This window comes from Acidianus ambivalens, from assembly GCF_009729015.1.
Taxonomy (GTDB): domain Archaea; phylum Thermoproteota; class Thermoprotei_A; order Sulfolobales; family Sulfolobaceae; genus Acidianus; species Acidianus ambivalens.
This window is the reverse complement of sequence record NZ_CP045482.1, coordinates 2112234-2127650: the sequence shown is the minus strand read 5'-3', so window position 1 is coordinate 2127650 and position 15417 is coordinate 2112234. Positions and strand designations below refer to the sequence as shown.

Below are 15417 nucleotides of genomic sequence, written 5' to 3'. Positions count from 1 at the left end.
CCGAAACTTCTAAAGTTCGATATTAGCATGAATCTGCCTTAGGTCTTCTTCAGTCTTCTTCAGCCTTAGCATTAACTCCGCCACAACTCCGTCTAAAAACATTTGAGTAGTATCTTCAAATAACGTGCCTAAAGGAGCTAGAGGTTCAGTTATTCCTAAAATCTGTCTTGCAAAGTAATCTTCAAATTGCGAGTATTTAGTTCTGCCGGGAACTTCAACTACAACATCTGCAATTTTACCAATTGGACTATCTGCATAACTTGTTACTGCTATTAAAGTCGCCTTTGCTTCTTTAGCAGCCTCTGCTGCGGTTAAGATTAATCTAGTTCTTCCAGAACCAGAAATTGCAATTGCCAAATCGTTCTTACCAATAGCTGGAACTATGGTTTCTCCTAATACATACGCATTATAACCTAAATGTAAAAGTCTCATTGCAAAAGCTCTTCCAACTAAACCACTCCTACCGGCTCCCATAACTAATACTTTCCCATTTCTATTATTTTTATAAAAATTTTCCAGAGTATCTACCATTTTTTCCACTTGGTCAGGTTTAATAAGCTGTGCAGCTCTAATTACAAACTCGGCTAAATCGTACATTGTCTTTAAGCTTAGAGGTAGATTAAGAAGTGAGGAGGAGGAAGATGATGACAACCGATTCGCCGTGAAACTATAGGATAAATAGTTTATAAAGTTTGTTATTTATGTGAATAGTATTTTAAGTTATAATTACAAAATGATAATAATGATTTTTAATGAGTACTAGATGGCTTCCTAAGTGGAAGGTAGTTAAAATTAATGTAAAAGGAAAAGAAGTAGAAGTGTGTTACGACGATGACTTAAAACTTTATGCTTGTCCATTTTGCAATCCCATCTGCAAAAAAGGAGGAATTCCGGACTACAGCACATATTTTTACCATGTAGAGGACTTAGTTTCTCATATAATAGCACATAAAAACGCATTATGGTTAAAGAAGAGACCACAAGAAATAAGAGAAGAAGAGGAAGAAGGAGAAGAGGAAGATAATGAGGAAGATTAGTATAGGTATTATGGGAAGTTATACTATAGACGAAATTCATGAAAATAATATGACGTATGAAAAAGCTGGAGGGTCACCAATTTACTCTAGTTTAGGAGTTTACATAGCGGGTGGAGAGCCTCATGTATATTCAATAAAGGGCGAGGATTTCAAGTTTGAATTACCAGATTATATTAAAGAGGATTTTATAATTAATATAAAAAATAATTTAAGATTTGAAATAATTATAAATAATGGAAAAAGAACCTTAAAATTAAAATCTCCAGGCTCTAAAATAGATTTTAATAAAGTAAGTCTAGGTAACATAGACGGATTAATAATTAATCCGGTATGTAATGAAATTGACTTAGATCAAATTAATGTATTAAATATTCCTTTAGCCGTAGATTTTCAGGGAATCGTAAGAAAATGTGAAACAGACAAGGAAATTACATATAAGGAAATAAATTACATTCCATATAAGCCTAACTATATGGTTGCACATGCTAACATTGAAGAAAAAAATAATGGAAAATTAGATATTAAAAAACTTTTAGACGCAGGATTTAAGGAAATTATAATAAGTTACGGAGACCTAGGGTTTGAGATTTACAATAAAAATCGTATTTTAAAAGAGACTATTGAAAATAGAGGAAATTACGAAGTAGGAAACGGAGATTTCCTACTAGGATTTTATTTTACGTTAAGGGTTAAAGGGGTAAAAATAGAAGAAGCAGCAAGACTTTCAAAACTAGCTTCACAAAAATTTAGCATTTACGGACCAAATATACAGCCTCTTCTAAGCTAATGTTTTTCCATAGACCCAATCTACCACAATTTTTTATAAAATCTAACTCAACTGAAGGAGTACCATACAGTATTGCATCTTTAATAACATGCGATCTATAAGCTAATATTTCATCTCTAGAAAATAGGTGAGTCCTTTTTAAATCACTAAATACCTTTTTAATATCAGGCAATCTAGAAGTAAAGAATGAATATATATAGTTAACAAAGATATCATCCTCTATATTTTTTCTAATTATATGAGAAAACACTATACCCGTATCCCCATTGATATACACATCCCACTCCTTTTCTCCTTTAGTTATTAATATAGTTATAAATGCTGACACTGACTTTAAGTTAGGGTCGTTATATCCAACTAGCTTTAATAATTCCTTTCTTGAAATTGTATTATATATTTTATCAAAAATCACTGATCTACCTTTATTAGTAATAATTTTTTTATCTTTTATAATTATGGGATATTCATTAATAATTTTAACTCCTTTACTAAGATTAGAAATAATTTCACTAAAATTATCAATCCAAAACTTCTTCCCAGCGAAATCTAACCATGATGGAAACGTTTCGCACTCCTTACAAATCTTATCTTTTAAATATTTTGATTTTTCATAAATTATTCTAGGGTTGTATTCATGATATTTTAGGCCTTCCATAAAGTTAGGATTACTCACTATTGGAGGAATAATAGAAATATTAGTTCCTGAAATTTCTTCCGTAGCAAATAATCCACCAACTTCATGTTGTAGCTCTAGAATTAAAGATTCCTCCTTATTTAAGGAAGCTAAAAGTAATCCTGAAATTCCTCCACCTAAAATTATATTCACACAATATAGGAAGAAAGAATTATTTATAAGACTGACACTCCATTACCAAAAATACCGTTTTGACTATAAAAGATCTTAAAAGGCTTATGATCTTCTATTAACTCACCCTTAATTAACTTACTTAACTTAACTTTTGCGTCGTTCTCATCTATATAATCAAATAATATTCTCCTACCATCGATTTCTATCATAGGTGACGAATAATCATAAAGTAAATCAGTCTCTACATCTATTTTTATATCGTATTTATTTGGCAGACTTTGAATAACCTCGTACAATAATGAAGTAACTCCGTTATCGCCATAAGAACCAAATATTACCTTTATTGAAGGCATATTTTCTCAATATTATTAGCTTCAATCAAGAAAGCATATAAAAAATCTAAAATCTAATATTACTAGTGATGAAGTCTGTTTATGGTTCAACAATCTTAGAATCTGCAGGAATTTTTGACCTTCAAAAGAATGAAAAAGATGCCAAAATATCTTATAATGAAGCTAAAAGTTTGTATCCAGATTTTAAAGTTTTAATCCTTGATATGAATAAAATAGAGGATAGATTAAAAGCAATAGATATAGATCCAGATTTAGCTGATATGAAAGATATTTATGTAATCCTTGTAGAAGTGCCAGAAGAAGTAACTTAAAATTTTTATTTAACTCATTAATATTGTCAATTGGGCCCATAGTCTAGCCTGGTTAGGACGCTGCCCTCACACGGCAGTGATCGCGGGTTCAAATCCCGCTGGGCCCATATTTTACGTTCTACTCTTTTTATAGAATTGCATTAAATATGGTATAAAGAGTAAAATTACAATGTAAAATTTTATAGGTTAAGGAATTTCAAATTATAATCAATCTAATTAATAACCATGCAAATAACAAGGATACTGATAATTTTTAATAATCAAAAATCTTATATAAAGTTAGGCCATACCCAGCTAACAGTCCACGCGAACCGTGGTAGAGTGAAGCTGGGGCCTCCTCCCGCCTCTTCTCTTAGTCTGTTTATATTAATAGATAAAAATAACGATTTTACCTGCCACATCTAAAGCATAGAAACTATTAAGACACATTAGACGAATCTCATGAAGTTTCATCTAAGCAGATGCTAATAGAATTAGTTTTTGCAGAACTGATGAATCTTTGCCATTAACTTTCAATTTCGCAACTGAGTAGGGCAATAGCCCTGCACTTAAAAGTTTATATGACGGAAAAGGGGCGTAATATAAATATTGGTTATAGGGTTTTCTCAGCCGGGCAATATAAGATTCGTCAAAGAGGGAAGAAGTATTATGTTTACTCCATAGAGAAGGACAAAGAAGGTAACGTAAGAGAGCGTTACATTGGCCCCTTAGATAAGATAATCGAAACATATCTTGGGTGTGGGGGTTTTAAGTGGGTACCCCCCTAACACAGTGCCGCCGCGGGGATTTGAACCCCGGACAACCCGGTCTTCAGCCGGGCGCTCTCCCGGGCTGAGCTACGGCGGCAATATATTTCTTTAAATCTTCAAACTTAAATCTTTCGATGCTAATTAGTTAATTGGGGTCTGGCGACACCCTAGGAGAACCCTTTATTAGGGGTCAATGATATAGGGTCTCCAGAGACCCCAACATGAAAACACTTATAGTATTTTTAAATAAGATAGATATAAATAAGATATTATATCTTCAGGATAAAAAAGATATATATATATTAAATGAGATATTGCATATACCAATTTCATTTTATAATTGGGAAAACAATTGTTATGAAGAAGATAAAATACTTGACTATGTAAGTAAAAAACTTGACAATCTGTCATTCGAAAAGATATTTTTATTAACTAACTTAAAGCTTTGTAACAAAATGGCCCAAAAACAGAGTAAAATAGAAATAATCAACGTAGATGACGAGAATATGGTGAGAAAATTAATTGCAAGTACTTAAATATCTACTACAAAGGTAATTTCATACATGTCCCCTACTTTATTGATAGACATTAAGCTATAAGTCATTGCTTTTACTAGCGTTCTTCTTTCGTGTTTTTCTTCATTAAATTTTTCTCCCCAAGCTTCTCCTTCCAATCTCATATTATCTTGATCAATTTTCACTTTAAATTTACTAAATAGCATTAATTCTGAATCATAATATACTAAAAGGGCCTCAATCCATCTATATAATAAGTTTTCTAAGTCTATACCATCTATAGTTACTTTTCTCTCTTCTACTGGATCCACTTTAGAAGTATCAGTCATTACCTCAAAAACAGCTAAAGCAGAGTTCTCAAAGGCTTCTTCAAGAGTTCTACCATAGGCCTTTATCCCAACATCTGCCGTATTGTCAAAGAACTCAAATTTCTTCATAAAAACACTTTTAAACTTAGTAGGATTTAACGTTATTGATTAAAATGGGCGGAAGACAAAAAACTACTCTATTTATGACAAAAGAAATAAAGAAAGAAAAAAGAGGTACAGCTACTGGTCAGCAAACTTCCTCGAAATAATATAATTAGCGAAATATATACCAATTGCTATAAATATATCTATAGTAGAATATAATATATTTTTTGTAAAGCAATAAACTATTATTGAGTTAATAATAAGGAGCAAAAGTAATATATCTCTACTTTTCATCTTATCACACTCTAAAAGATTTCTATAGGAATTGGTAACCTAGATGAATATCCGCTTATTGCAGCTCCTACGCCTATAGAAATACCACTTAATATAATTATGTACGCTATAGGAAGCACTATAGTACCTTCAATAAGCAGTGGAACGACTTTAGTCATGAGAGAAACTATAATGCAGCATGCATTATTATTAGGTATACTATTTAAATCTTGTAGGACGTTGACTCCTAATGATGTTAGAAAATTAGGCAGATATGGCAATGCTGCATAAAATACTATAGAAAATCCTATAAGCGAACCTCCTACCCCTCTTCCAACTCTAAATGGTATAGAAATTAGTAATATACCTAAAGCTACAAATACTTGAGAATATTCGTAAACTATTCTAGCTATTATAAGTAATGTTTCCGAAGTAGTTATTAAACTTCCAAATAGTGAAAAAAGTACACCGACCTCAGATAATAAGACTCCCGCAGTAGGACCACTAGCTACTGCTATTATTCCGTATATCGTCCTTAAGAATGTATTAAGAGCAATTTCTTGAATTATTAAACAACATACCCACTTAAAGAAGTTACACCACGTAGCACCCAAATATGACTGAATCATAGATGATAAAGTCAGAATACTACCATAAGCATTAACTAATGCAGTAACGTATAATCCGTCTAATATTAATTTTGGTCCCCATTTTTTTATTCCATATATTGGTATTGGAAGACCCATAATTAACGTTCCAATAAAGTAAGTTAATGCCCCAAGCGAGGAAGCAAGAAATAACATTTCGCCTATATTAAACAATTATTATCACCTCATACTTGACCTGCTAAGTATGATATTAGACTAAATACTGTACTGCCTATAGCTAGCCAAAAAGCCGCTATTATAGCGTCTTCTATAATATCTTGACCACCTCGCTTTATTCTAAATATTGGAATAGGAGATCCTCTTAAAGCCCAACCTACTGCCCATGATAATATAAATATGCTCCATGCAGTTTCTGTTATTTGAGTCGTTAAATTAGATATTAAACTCTCTATACCAGACATTCTTGACCTAAAATTATAAGATATTTATTAAAGCTAGGAGACCTAAACGGAAGTGTTTTTACCTATATATGCAAGGATAATATTTACTATTCTATTAATATCTATATTAGAAGTATTTATAACCATATCAAAAGGAGTTAAATCTAGCAAATCTATTCCGTAATATTTCCAAAATCTAAAATAATGACTTTGTTCTCTTTCCATAATTTTAATTAGAGCTTCTTCATAGGAAATTTTGTCTCTAATTGATATTCTTTTAGCTCTTTCCTCAATATTAGCCCAAAGATATATTGTGTAATCAGCAATTCCACTAAGTAACCAGCCAGCTATATGAGACTCTATAATTACATTTCCTTTTTTTGCTTCATCTAGGATTTTTTCATCTATTAATTTATCTATATCAAATTTTTTTTCAGCAGATTTATTCATCTCAATTATATCTTTTCCTAAACTTGCTGCCATTTCTCTAAATAACTGCCCTGCAGACACAAATCTAAGTTTTAATCTTTCAGACAAAATTTTAGCAACAGTAGTTTTTCCACTGCCAGAAGGCCCGCTTATAACAATAATCATGATATTCCTCTCACACTCAACTTGATTAAATTTTCAAGACATCTATGGCACAAGTACCCACCAAAAGGCCTCTCTGGCCTTTTCTCAGTTAGAGAGAACGAATAAACTTTGTTAGTCTTTACCGCATTTAGAGGATTTCCACATATAGCACAGTGAGCTAGTTTATTCTTTCTTCTTTCAAAATGAAGCTTAGATTCACCACTTGGAGTTCTAATATGTAATTTTCTATAAGACCTAGACCTAAACTGTGGTTTAGGCATTGCTTATCAATAAGAAAATATATCTTTAATTTATATAATCTTCGGACGTCTTAGAGATATAGGAGTAAATAGAACAAACGATAAAATAAATATTATAAAGGACGAATATGGAATAATATATTTACCATTATATTGAATTGAAATTAACGGTATATAATAAGGTAAACACACATTAAAATTCATTCTAAAAACTACTAGCGATAAATCTATAAAGTATATAAAAATTAATAATGTAGTTTGCATAAATGAGTAGAAATACATAGTCGAATTATACGACTTTATTTCGTTCTGGATCTTCTTTTGGACTTTTTCTTTTCTTTTATCTGACACTATTTTGCCTAATCTCTCATCATATTCCTTTAACTTAATTATAATATAATTTAGCTTTTTACTAATATAATACTTATAAAAAAGATAAACAACAAAATTAGAAAAAAATGATAAAAGAATAATATAAAAAATATAAATTTCCATATTACATCATTGATGAAATTATCTCTTTAGCTGCAATGCTGGGATCTCCTTCCTTATTAATTACTATCTTTACAGAGGCTCCAACTAGCACTGCAGATGCCATAGCAGCATATCTCGCAAAATTAATAGTTTCGTTAATTACATTTATATCTGCATAATCTGATCTAGTCCTACCCTTATCTCTTTTTTGCCTATTTAGAATATCCTCAGGACTACTTTCAAGTAAAAATATTACTTGAGGCGATAAGATTTCTATAACGTGCTTTGGTAATCCAGGGAGATAGCCTGCAGGTGTTCTTATAACCGCATGAGTGTCTATAAAGGCTAAACCGTCTTCCCCTAATTTTTCTGCATCTTCTACAATTTTCTTTGCCGCTATTAGTTGTAATTCTCTTTGCTTTGAAAGAGGTAATTTTCGCATTTCATCCCTATTACTAACAAATCCTTCAGAAATAGCAGTGTTTAACATGTAGTCACCGTAATTCATGATTTTATATTTTCTATTTTCTAAAGATAATATCTCTGATACCTTACTTAATACAGTAGTTTTACCCACTCCAGGTATGCCTGTTACTATACCCATTTTCATTTTTACTCACCTACTAGTCTTCTTAATAATGGGTACATTTCAATAGACCTCTCATAAGCTAATAAACTATAGTATTGAATGGCTATAGTAACTGCCAATAATATTCCAACTCCTGTACCATATACTCCTAGAAAAGTTGCACCAACTGCTATTGCACTTACTATAAGAGAGCTAAAGAATGCTAAAGGATAGATATATTTAGATAGAATAGCTTCAATCATTTTAGTATTACTTCTCATGCCAGGAATCTCTATTCCTGCTTCCACTAATTGTTTAGCCTGAGTTGCAGGATCTAAACCAGCTACTTCAACCCAAATTAATCCAAATAATACACCTAATGTGATAAATACTATTGCATAGATAACAGCACCCACTGGATCTAAAACCACAGCATAAACGCTATGAGGTATTTTAGAATTTGGTGGTGGAAATTCAAAAGCATTAACTATGTCATTTAGTATACTCGCAATAGTAGAGTTAGAATAGGAGGAAAGAGAAGCAAATAATTGAATATCTGCTCCTAAAACGCTTACGAATATAACTGGTATGCTACTAACATATAGGAAATTAAGTGGTATTGTTCTTCTTATTCCTCTCAATCTTTGTGAAGTAACAGGTATTTGAATGTTTATCGACGTAAGATAAACTATAAGGATTATTAATATAATAGTTGATACTAAACCTACTAAATCAGGCTCAAAGGGTTTAGTAGTATTTACAATAATGCTAAGCAAATTACCATGACTTGCTATTAAAGAAATTAAAGTAGGAAAGAATCCTATTGGAAGGTTTTGAGAACTTACGGTAACAATTCCAAACATATACCAGAAAATTATTTTCATTACACCTGCAAATATGAATAAACTAACCCCAGATCCTAATCCCCAGCCTTTTTGTATCATCTCATCAAGTAATAGTATAAAGAAAGTTGCTGCTACTAGCTGCGCGGTAATTATAGTAGCTAGCTCTATTTGCACGGATGAAATGCTTGCACTTTTAGTTAGTACATATCCAAATAGTGATGCCTCTATTAGTATAAATATGAAGGCCAGACCTTTTTGTGCTTCAGTAAACTTAGCTCTATCATCTTCATTACCTAAGTCAATATTAATTAGCTTCGATCCAACTAAAATTTGCATAATTAAACCTGCAGTTATTATGGGACCTATACCTAACTGAGCAAGTGTACCTGCAGTTGATGCAAAAATAACTTGTTCTATCAAAAAATTACTAAAGGATGTAGATTGAATGCCATAAAGCGGTACAGACGACATTACTAGATAAATAATAACTGCTAATATTGACCACATTATTTTTTGGTTTAAATTAGGTTTATGCCTAGGCTTTCTAACTGCGGGTAAATCCTTACCAAGTGCTGCAAGAAAATCGATAAACGACATGAAATCTCAAAAACATTAAGAATTAGGGGTTAAAATAACTTGTCCACCTATTTTTTCTAATTTTTGTTTTGCTTTTTCAGTAGCACGTCTCACAATTATGCTTAATCCGCTAATATTTAGATTGCCACTTCCAAGTAGTTTATCAAATCCATACTTAGTTAAGTCAACTATTTTCTTTCCATCTTTTTCATCAATTTTAATACTACCGTTCTCTATAGATGTTTGCAAATCTCTTAAGCTGATTGCACTAATTTTAACACTAGTGGGATTTACAAAACCATGTTTACCATACCAATCTTTTCCGTACTTAACTAACCATGACCATTTATGTTTATGCATGCCTACTTGTCTTCCACCTCTAGCCCCTCTATTTCTATGCTGACCTTTAGATCCCCAACCCATTGTTCTATATCCGCGCATTTTTCTTGATTTTTTCTCTCTTCTGACTACCATTTCATACCATCCTCTTTATTAGGTTATTTATTTCTAATCCTCTATAACCAAATTCTCCCTTTGATTTATACGGTGCATTAACCTTTCCTTTGAATCCGCCACTTGGTGGATGTAACCTTATAGGAAGCTTGAATATGTTATCAAGCTTGTTTAACGCCAATTCTCCTGAAAGCAGTTTTGTTTTAAATGTATTTAAATCCATGGATAATTTAGTTTTTATGTATTCTTCTGTAATTTTCTCACCTTTGCATGTCTCTAACCTATTTAGAAGAGCATTTAAACCGTCTTCAGAAATTTCGCCCCAAGTTATAAATGGTTCTACTTTAATTAACATTCCCTTTAATGATTCCGTATAAGGATAAATCATTGTATTAAAGACTTTAGGCAATCTTAGCATTTCTAAAGTCTCTTGAATTTTCCATGGAGCGTGTGCATATCCTCTTATTCTAACTATAGCAACTGCCTTAGGAATCCCTCATCACCTCTTCCTAGCCCAATCTGCAGGCGTTACAAACTTATAAGTATTATAAAGTGCATTATATCCAGCCTTGATAAAGTTTTCAGTAGTTCTAGTCTCTCCTTTACTAAATGACCAAACGTCCTTGATACCTGCATAAGATAATAATGTTTTCAAAACACTTCCTACCACCAATCCAGTCCCTTTTGGTGCAGGCTTTAGAGTAACTTCTACACTTCCAGCTTTGCCAGTTACAGTAAATGGTAAACTATGAGGTTCTCCACATGTACATTCCCAGCTACCGCATCCTCTTCTAACTGGAATTATATTCATTTTAGCATCCCTTATTGCTTTCTGTATTGCTACTCTCAATTGCTTAGCTTTACCCATCCCAATGCCAACATAACCATCAAAATTACCCATAATTACGAGGACTTTATATCTAGAAAGCTCTCCAGCATCTGTCTGCTTTTGAACCATTTTTATATCTATCACTTCGTACTTCAAATTAGGCAATAATGCATCTATTATTTCAGGCTCAGTTATGACTAGATTTTTTTCAAATATTTCCTTTATTGAAGTTATCTTACCCTCTTTAACTAATTGACCTAGTTTAGTTCTAGGTTTCCATTCCTCTATATTAGCAGTAGGTACTCCTTCTGCCATTCTTATTCACCAGAACTTTTTATCTTATTTAAAACTTCCTCAAAATGAGAAGGAAGATCCTTAGGATTTAATCCTCTACTTAAATATCTTGAAAAGAGTTTATTGAACTTCTCTGGGTTTTCTGCTTCTAACTTCTTAGCATATTCGGAAATATGCACTCCCTTTATTCTGTTTTCATCAAGCTCTATATCACCCATAGGAACCTTTAAACCAGCGTCAAGTGCTCCTTTTATCGCATAAAATACTCTTGCACCTTTTGTAGGGGTAAATAATCCTATGTCTGCTACAGCAGATTCAATACCGGCCTTTTTAGCTCTAAGCCCGGCTAAAAATCCAGTTAAATAAGCCGCAGGTGTATTATTTGTATCCCCTTTCCATCCATATTTCTTCACCAATTCTATTGAATGTGCAGATGCTATAGTAATATCTCCTTTAGGATCAAATTTCATTACACTAACAATTACATATTCATTTGTAAGCCTAACAACTAACCTTATTGCCCTACTTAGAACATAAACATATCTCTTATAATAGTTAGTTTTACCTTCTCTTCTTCTCCTTGGCTTAACCTTATAATTAGGACCTAAAGCCATCTTACTCACCTTTTAATTTTCCCATCTGAATTAAAACTGATCTAACATCACTTATACTCTTAAAGGAGCCACCTTTTGCCTTAATATAAAGTTGCCTATATAAATGAGAATCTATGACTTCATGGTCTCTTAGCCACTTTAGATATTTTCTTATTTTCCTTATTCTGTTAACCCAAGCTTCATGCTCGTCAAATCTAGCAGTTTTCTTTCCTTTCCTACTCCCATGTCTTCTTCCTTCTCCCTTAACTCTTCTTGCTTTCCTTCTCTCTTTAACTTTAGAGTTTGATCTTTCTTTTTCCTTCTCAATAATTATCTTGCCTTCTTTAATTAGCCTTGCTATATCTGCCCTAGTTAATGCTTCTTTTACTTCATCAATATTTTCTGGCGGAATTTTTACATTGTTAATACCTACTTTAGCTATATCAGCGGCCAACCTTTTTTGTAAATATAACTCTGGCACTCTTACTCACCATTTGCAAGTTTTATACCCATTTCTGTTGCCTTCTTTATTATCTCTAACCTCTTCTTAAATCCTACGTTAGAAGAGATTATCCCTATTACTTGATCCTTAAATTTAGCAATATTTTCCAAATCTTTCATATTATTTATAATTACTGGCTTTAGGCCAGAAGGATGTAAATAGCGTATGATTTTAGGTTTTCTATATCCTGGATCAACTGGTGGTGGAAATCCCTTAAGTTTAAGCCTAGTTTTATTATCTATTCCTCTAGTCTTTCTCCATTTTTCCTGCCTTTCTAATCTAAAGTATTTATCCCAGTCATATCTTAGAAAATCTGGTATTTTAGAATTATATTTTTGCTTTAATTTATAAATCTTTTCTTTACTCAATTTGTTTATAGACATTACTCAATCACCTCTTTTTTATAAATATATATGCCATCTCCAAAGACACGTCTATCAAATCCTGATATCTTACTTGCTCTTTCTATATTAGCAGCAGTTTGAGCTACCTTTTCTAGGTCAATTCCTTCTACAATGATATCTTCTCCCTTTACGGTAACTTTAACTCCAGGCAGTATTTTTGCTCTCCTAATATTCTTTTCTCCTATTAAGTTAGTGATCTGAACTTCATTGCCTACAACTTTTACTGACATAGGGAAATGAGTAAATATTATTTTAAGATAATATCTATATCCTTTAGTGACTCCAGTAATCATATTTTGAACGTGCCTAAGTAGAGTATATACTAATGATTTAGTTCTTTTATTTGCGAATGTTGCTTCGACTATTAATTCTCCATTTTCTAATCTAACTTCTATTCCTCTCATATGCGAAATATCTTTCTCTACTTCACCTTTAGGCCCTTTAACTTTTATTTTGCCATTCTCTAAAGTTAGGGAAACATTATCAGGAATTTTTAGTGATTCTTTTACTAATACTTGGAGCATTTAAATCACCCATCAATAAACGTAACCTAATGCAACTCCTCCTAATCTTTGCCTAGCAGCTTCTTTATGAGTCATTACACCTTTAGACGTAGAGACGAGAATTACTCCAATTTCCTTAGATGGCAAGTATGTTCTAATATGTTGTGGTAGGTTTATCATATCCCTATACTTTAATGAGTATCTAGGTGTTATTGGACCGCACTTATTTATTCTTCCTAATAACTGGACAACGACCTTACCCCATCTACCGTCATCAATATACTCAAATTCTCCTATGTAACCTTCCTTTTGCATAACTCTAAGTACGTTTATGATTAGCTTAGATGAAGGCATTATTATTGCCTGTTTATTTCTCCTAACCTCGTTGTTATAAATAGTTACTAATGCATTAGCCAAAGGATTAATTACAGTCACATAAATCACCTCAATTTCTTAAAACCTAATTCATAAGCAACTTCTCTAAAACATTGCCTACAAAGGTAAATTCCGTATTTTTGAATGACAGAATCTGTGCTACCACAACGCCTACAAGCTTGAACTCCTTTTCCGTGCTTTCTCTCTGCAGGAGGCTTGTATTTGCCCATTTATATCACCTTAAACAACCACAATACCTAGTGTCTCTGTTAAAAACTTTATCGCCTCTTCTTTAGAAATCCTATGTCTCTTAGGAATTCTGGCAGTTTTTCTTTTCCTTCTTGCTACTCTATATCCTGGCCTTTCTAATGTTATTGCAATATCCATTCCAAATACTCCAACTTCTGGATCATATTTTGTCCCTGGAATAATAACGTGTTCTGCTATACCAAAACTAACATTGCCATAATCATCAAAACTTTCAGCTTTTAATTTATATCCAACTGCTTGTAAAACACGCTTAAGGAATTCTATTCCTTTCTGACCTCTTAGGGTTACTTTTACTCCTATTAACTGGCCTTTTCTGACTCCGAATTCCTTTATTGATTTTTTAGCACGAGTATACACTGGCTTAGCTCCAGTTAATTCTTCTAACAAATGATAAGCCTTCTCTAATCTTTCTCCAGACTCTCCTAAACCAATGTTGACTGTCACCTTAGCTATTTTTATTTTCCTCATCGGATTTTCCTTTTTAACTTGAACTGTTTCTTGAGACATTCTTACTCAACCTTTATTTCAGGATTTTGTTCTCCAATAACCATTGTATTTAATAAATTAGTTTCATAACTTTCATTATCTTTTTGTATTGTCACTATAGAATACTTTCTAGTCTTATATTGTGCTCTTTGAATCTTTACAATTTTACCATGTAAGCCAGTATTCTTTCCACCAATTATTATTCCGTACATATTCTCTACTAAAGGATATACAGAGATTATATTTTGTGAAGGAATTTCAATCTTCAAAGTGCTAAGAGTAGGATACTTTGAAGAATCCTCCTTATTTACTAATATATTCCTACCATCTTCCAAATTTAATTGTAATTTATCACCTTTTACCATAGTCTTGTTCATAATTCTAACTAGCTTATACTTAGCCTCTGCTTCGCTAATTTGTTTAGGAGAAATATACCTTGATTTATCAGGAAACATGACATAATATAATCCAGCACTTGGTATAGATATAATGTCCATTAATCCTACTGGGAACCTATAATCTTTCCTTATAATTCCATCAACATAGACTTTACCTTCAGATATTACTTTCTTTGCCTCAGATAATGTTGCAGCTACCTTCAAGTAATCCCTTAATATTAAACTTAGTGGTATACTTTTTGATAATGGATGAGGACCAGGATTAGCTCTGACAGTCCACTTGTATTCTTTTTTACTTATTTTTAAGAACCAAGGAGCTTCAAATCTTGTAATGTGAGGCATCACTTACTCACCTGCTTAACTTTCCTTTCTATTGAAGCTTTCCTTTTATTGTCTGATAAATCTAACTTAGTTATCATAACTTTAGATGCATGAATCCAAATATAGACTGGCGTTCCGTCAGCTTTTTTCCTTGTTAGCCCTTCTATAGCAATCCTTCCAGTTTTAGTGTTTACTTGTGCGACTTTTCCTTCAAATCCTACGTTATCTCCTCTCATGACTTTTACTGTATCTCCTTTCTTAACTTCTATTCTCTTTATTCCATACTCTTTGGTAATTTCTTCTGAAACCATTGCAGTAAGCATCTTTCTCCTTAAATGATAAGGTGCATTAAATAGCATTTTTCTTTGCTTAGCAGGTTTAGAAGATGTCATTACTTTC

At 32.3% G+C, this 15417-nt stretch carries 27 protein-coding genes and 2 tRNA genes; 6 read left to right on the top strand and 23 right to left on the bottom strand.

Going from position 1 to position 15417, the window contains the following annotated elements; translation table 11 throughout:
- Positions 1 to 9: 9 nt before the first annotated feature.
- Complete coding sequence (gene hxlB, locus D1866_RS12285) at positions 10 to 597, bottom strand: 6-phospho-3-hexuloisomerase (protein WP_048054574.1); 588 nt, start codon at positions 595 to 597, stop codon at positions 10 to 12.
- A 155-nt stretch (positions 598 to 752) separates the two neighbouring features.
- Between hxlB and D1866_RS12280 the strand changes: the two genes are divergently transcribed.
- Together D1866_RS12280 and D1866_RS12275 are read left to right on the top strand one after the other, a co-directional pair.
- Complete coding sequence (locus tag D1866_RS12280; RefSeq protein ID WP_013775681.1) at positions 753 to 1037, top strand: hypothetical protein; 285 nt, start codon at positions 753 to 755, stop codon at positions 1035 to 1037.
- Complete coding sequence (locus D1866_RS12275) at positions 1024 to 1824, top strand: carbohydrate kinase family protein (RefSeq protein WP_152940226.1); 801 nt, start codon at positions 1024 to 1026, stop codon at positions 1822 to 1824. The genes D1866_RS12280 and D1866_RS12275 overlap by 14 nt, the downstream gene beginning before the upstream one ends.
- On the opposite strand, the gene D1866_RS12270 is transcribed toward D1866_RS12275, so the two are convergent.
- Complete coding sequence (locus D1866_RS12270; RefSeq protein ID WP_152940224.1) at positions 1784 to 2650, bottom strand: hypothetical protein; 867 nt, start codon at positions 2648 to 2650, stop codon at positions 1784 to 1786. The genes D1866_RS12275 and D1866_RS12270 overlap by 41 nt on opposite strands.
- Before the next feature lie 23 nt (positions 2651 to 2673).
- The gene (locus D1866_RS12265) at positions 2674 to 2985 is read right to left on the bottom strand and encodes a hypothetical protein (RefSeq protein ID WP_013775678.1); all 312 of its coding nucleotides are present in this window, start codon (positions 2983 to 2985) and stop codon (positions 2674 to 2676) included.
- Between the two features lie 68 nt (positions 2986 to 3053).
- On the opposite strand from D1866_RS12265, the gene D1866_RS12260 reads away from it, so the two are divergent.
- From D1866_RS12260 to D1866_RS12250, 3 genes are all read left to right on the top strand, one after another.
- Entirely contained in the window at positions 3054 to 3296 is a 243-nt protein-coding gene (locus D1866_RS12260) for a hypothetical protein (RefSeq protein ID WP_152940222.1), read from the top strand.
- Positions 3297 to 3328: 32 nt separating this feature from the next.
- A tRNA-Val gene (locus D1866_RS12255) sits at positions 3329 to 3403 on the top strand.
- A 453-nt stretch (positions 3404 to 3856) separates the two neighbouring features.
- On the top strand, positions 3857 to 4063 hold the full coding sequence (locus D1866_RS12250; protein ID WP_152940220.1) for a putative integrase: 207 nt from the start codon (positions 3857 to 3859) through the stop codon (positions 4061 to 4063).
- A 5-nt stretch (positions 4064 to 4068) separates the two neighbouring features.
- On the opposite strand, the gene D1866_RS12245 is transcribed toward D1866_RS12250, so the two are convergent.
- Positions 4069 to 4142, bottom strand: a tRNA-Phe gene (locus D1866_RS12245).
- 124 nt (positions 4143 to 4266) lie between these two features.
- Between D1866_RS12245 and D1866_RS12240 the strand changes: the two genes are divergently transcribed.
- A complete protein-coding gene (locus tag D1866_RS12240; protein WP_152940218.1) occupies positions 4267 to 4581 on the top strand; it encodes a hypothetical protein in 315 nt (104 codons plus the stop codon).
- Here D1866_RS12240 and D1866_RS12235 read toward each other — a convergent pair.
- The 19 genes from D1866_RS12235 to rplX form a co-directional block, all read right to left on the bottom strand.
- Positions 4578 to 4997, bottom strand: a complete 420-nt coding sequence (locus tag D1866_RS12235) for an archease (protein ID WP_152940216.1) — start codon at positions 4995 to 4997, stop codon at positions 4578 to 4580. The genes D1866_RS12240 and D1866_RS12235 overlap by 4 nt on opposite strands.
- Positions 4998 to 5278: 281 nt before the next feature.
- Positions 5279 to 6067, bottom strand: coding sequence for a DNA import protein CedA (gene cedA, locus D1866_RS12230; RefSeq protein ID WP_152940214.1), 789 nt, complete (start codon positions 6065 to 6067; stop codon positions 5279 to 5281).
- 11 nt (positions 6068 to 6078) lie between these two features.
- Complete coding sequence (gene cedA1 / locus D1866_RS12225) at positions 6079 to 6315, bottom strand: DNA import protein CedA1 (RefSeq protein ID WP_152940212.1); 237 nt, start codon at positions 6313 to 6315, stop codon at positions 6079 to 6081.
- 42 nt (positions 6316 to 6357) lie between these two features.
- Positions 6358 to 6888 carry a (d)CMP kinase gene (gene cmk / locus D1866_RS12220; RefSeq protein ID WP_013775673.1) on the bottom strand — a complete coding sequence of 177 codons (531 nt, stop codon included), beginning with the start codon at positions 6886 to 6888 and terminating at the stop codon, positions 6358 to 6360.
- Entirely contained in the window at positions 6885 to 7148 is a 264-nt protein-coding gene (locus D1866_RS12215; protein WP_152940210.1) for a 50S ribosomal protein L34e, read from the bottom strand. Before D1866_RS12215 ends, cmk begins: the two co-directional genes overlap by 4 nt.
- Before the next feature lie 475 nt (positions 7149 to 7623).
- Positions 7624 to 8211: an adenylate kinase gene (locus tag D1866_RS12210; RefSeq protein ID WP_152940208.1), complete on the bottom strand. Its 588-nt coding sequence runs from the start codon at positions 8209 to 8211 to the stop codon at positions 7624 to 7626.
- 2 nt (positions 8212 to 8213) lie between these two features.
- Positions 8214 to 9611: a preprotein translocase subunit SecY gene (gene secY / locus D1866_RS12205; protein ID WP_152940206.1), complete on the bottom strand. Its 1398-nt coding sequence runs from the start codon at positions 9609 to 9611 to the stop codon at positions 8214 to 8216.
- Positions 9612 to 9626: 15 nt separating this feature from the next.
- Complete coding sequence (locus D1866_RS12200) at positions 9627 to 10064, bottom strand: uL15 family ribosomal protein (protein ID WP_152940204.1); 438 nt, start codon at positions 10062 to 10064, stop codon at positions 9627 to 9629.
- A 1-nt stretch (position 10065) separates the two neighbouring features.
- Positions 10066 to 10536, bottom strand: a complete 471-nt coding sequence (locus D1866_RS12195) for a 50S ribosomal protein L30 (RefSeq protein ID WP_155861184.1) — start codon at positions 10534 to 10536, stop codon at positions 10066 to 10068.
- Between the two features lie 6 nt (positions 10537 to 10542).
- On the bottom strand, positions 10543 to 11187 hold the full coding sequence (locus D1866_RS12190; RefSeq protein ID WP_152940202.1) for a 30S ribosomal protein S5: 645 nt from the start codon (positions 11185 to 11187) through the stop codon (positions 10543 to 10545).
- A 2-nt stretch (positions 11188 to 11189) separates the two neighbouring features.
- Entirely contained in the window at positions 11190 to 11780 is a 591-nt protein-coding gene (locus D1866_RS12185) for a 50S ribosomal protein L18 (protein ID WP_152940200.1), read from the bottom strand.
- A gap of 1 nt (position 11781) precedes the next feature.
- On the bottom strand, positions 11782 to 12240 hold the full coding sequence (locus D1866_RS12180; RefSeq protein ID WP_155861183.1) for a 50S ribosomal protein L19e: 459 nt from the start codon (positions 12238 to 12240) through the stop codon (positions 11782 to 11784).
- Between the two features lie 2 nt (positions 12241 to 12242).
- On the bottom strand, positions 12243 to 12644 hold the full coding sequence (locus tag D1866_RS12175; RefSeq protein ID WP_152940198.1) for a 50S ribosomal protein L32e: 402 nt from the start codon (positions 12642 to 12644) through the stop codon (positions 12243 to 12245).
- Positions 12644 to 13189, bottom strand: coding sequence for a 50S ribosomal protein L6 (locus D1866_RS12170; protein WP_152940196.1), 546 nt, complete (start codon positions 13187 to 13189; stop codon positions 12644 to 12646). Before D1866_RS12170 ends, D1866_RS12175 begins: the two co-directional genes overlap by 1 nt.
- Positions 13190 to 13201: 12 nt before the next feature.
- Complete coding sequence (locus D1866_RS12165) at positions 13202 to 13603, bottom strand: 30S ribosomal protein S8 (protein WP_155861182.1); 402 nt, start codon at positions 13601 to 13603, stop codon at positions 13202 to 13204.
- 5 nt (positions 13604 to 13608) lie between these two features.
- Complete coding sequence (locus D1866_RS12160) at positions 13609 to 13773, bottom strand: 30S ribosomal protein S14 (RefSeq protein ID WP_013775660.1); 165 nt, start codon at positions 13771 to 13773, stop codon at positions 13609 to 13611.
- A 10-nt stretch (positions 13774 to 13783) separates the two neighbouring features.
- Complete coding sequence (locus D1866_RS12155) at positions 13784 to 14320, bottom strand: 50S ribosomal protein L5 (RefSeq protein WP_152940194.1); 537 nt, start codon at positions 14318 to 14320, stop codon at positions 13784 to 13786.
- 2 nt (positions 14321 to 14322) lie between these two features.
- Positions 14323 to 15039 (bottom strand): 30S ribosomal protein S4e, encoded by a 717-nt coding sequence (locus D1866_RS12150; protein WP_152940192.1) that lies wholly within the window; start codon positions 15037 to 15039, stop codon positions 14323 to 14325.
- Positions 15039 to 15410: a 50S ribosomal protein L24 gene (rplX, locus tag D1866_RS12145; RefSeq protein WP_152940190.1), complete on the bottom strand. Its 372-nt coding sequence runs from the start codon at positions 15408 to 15410 to the stop codon at positions 15039 to 15041. Before rplX ends, D1866_RS12150 begins: the two co-directional genes overlap by 1 nt.
- Positions 15411 to 15417: the final 7 nt, after the last annotated feature.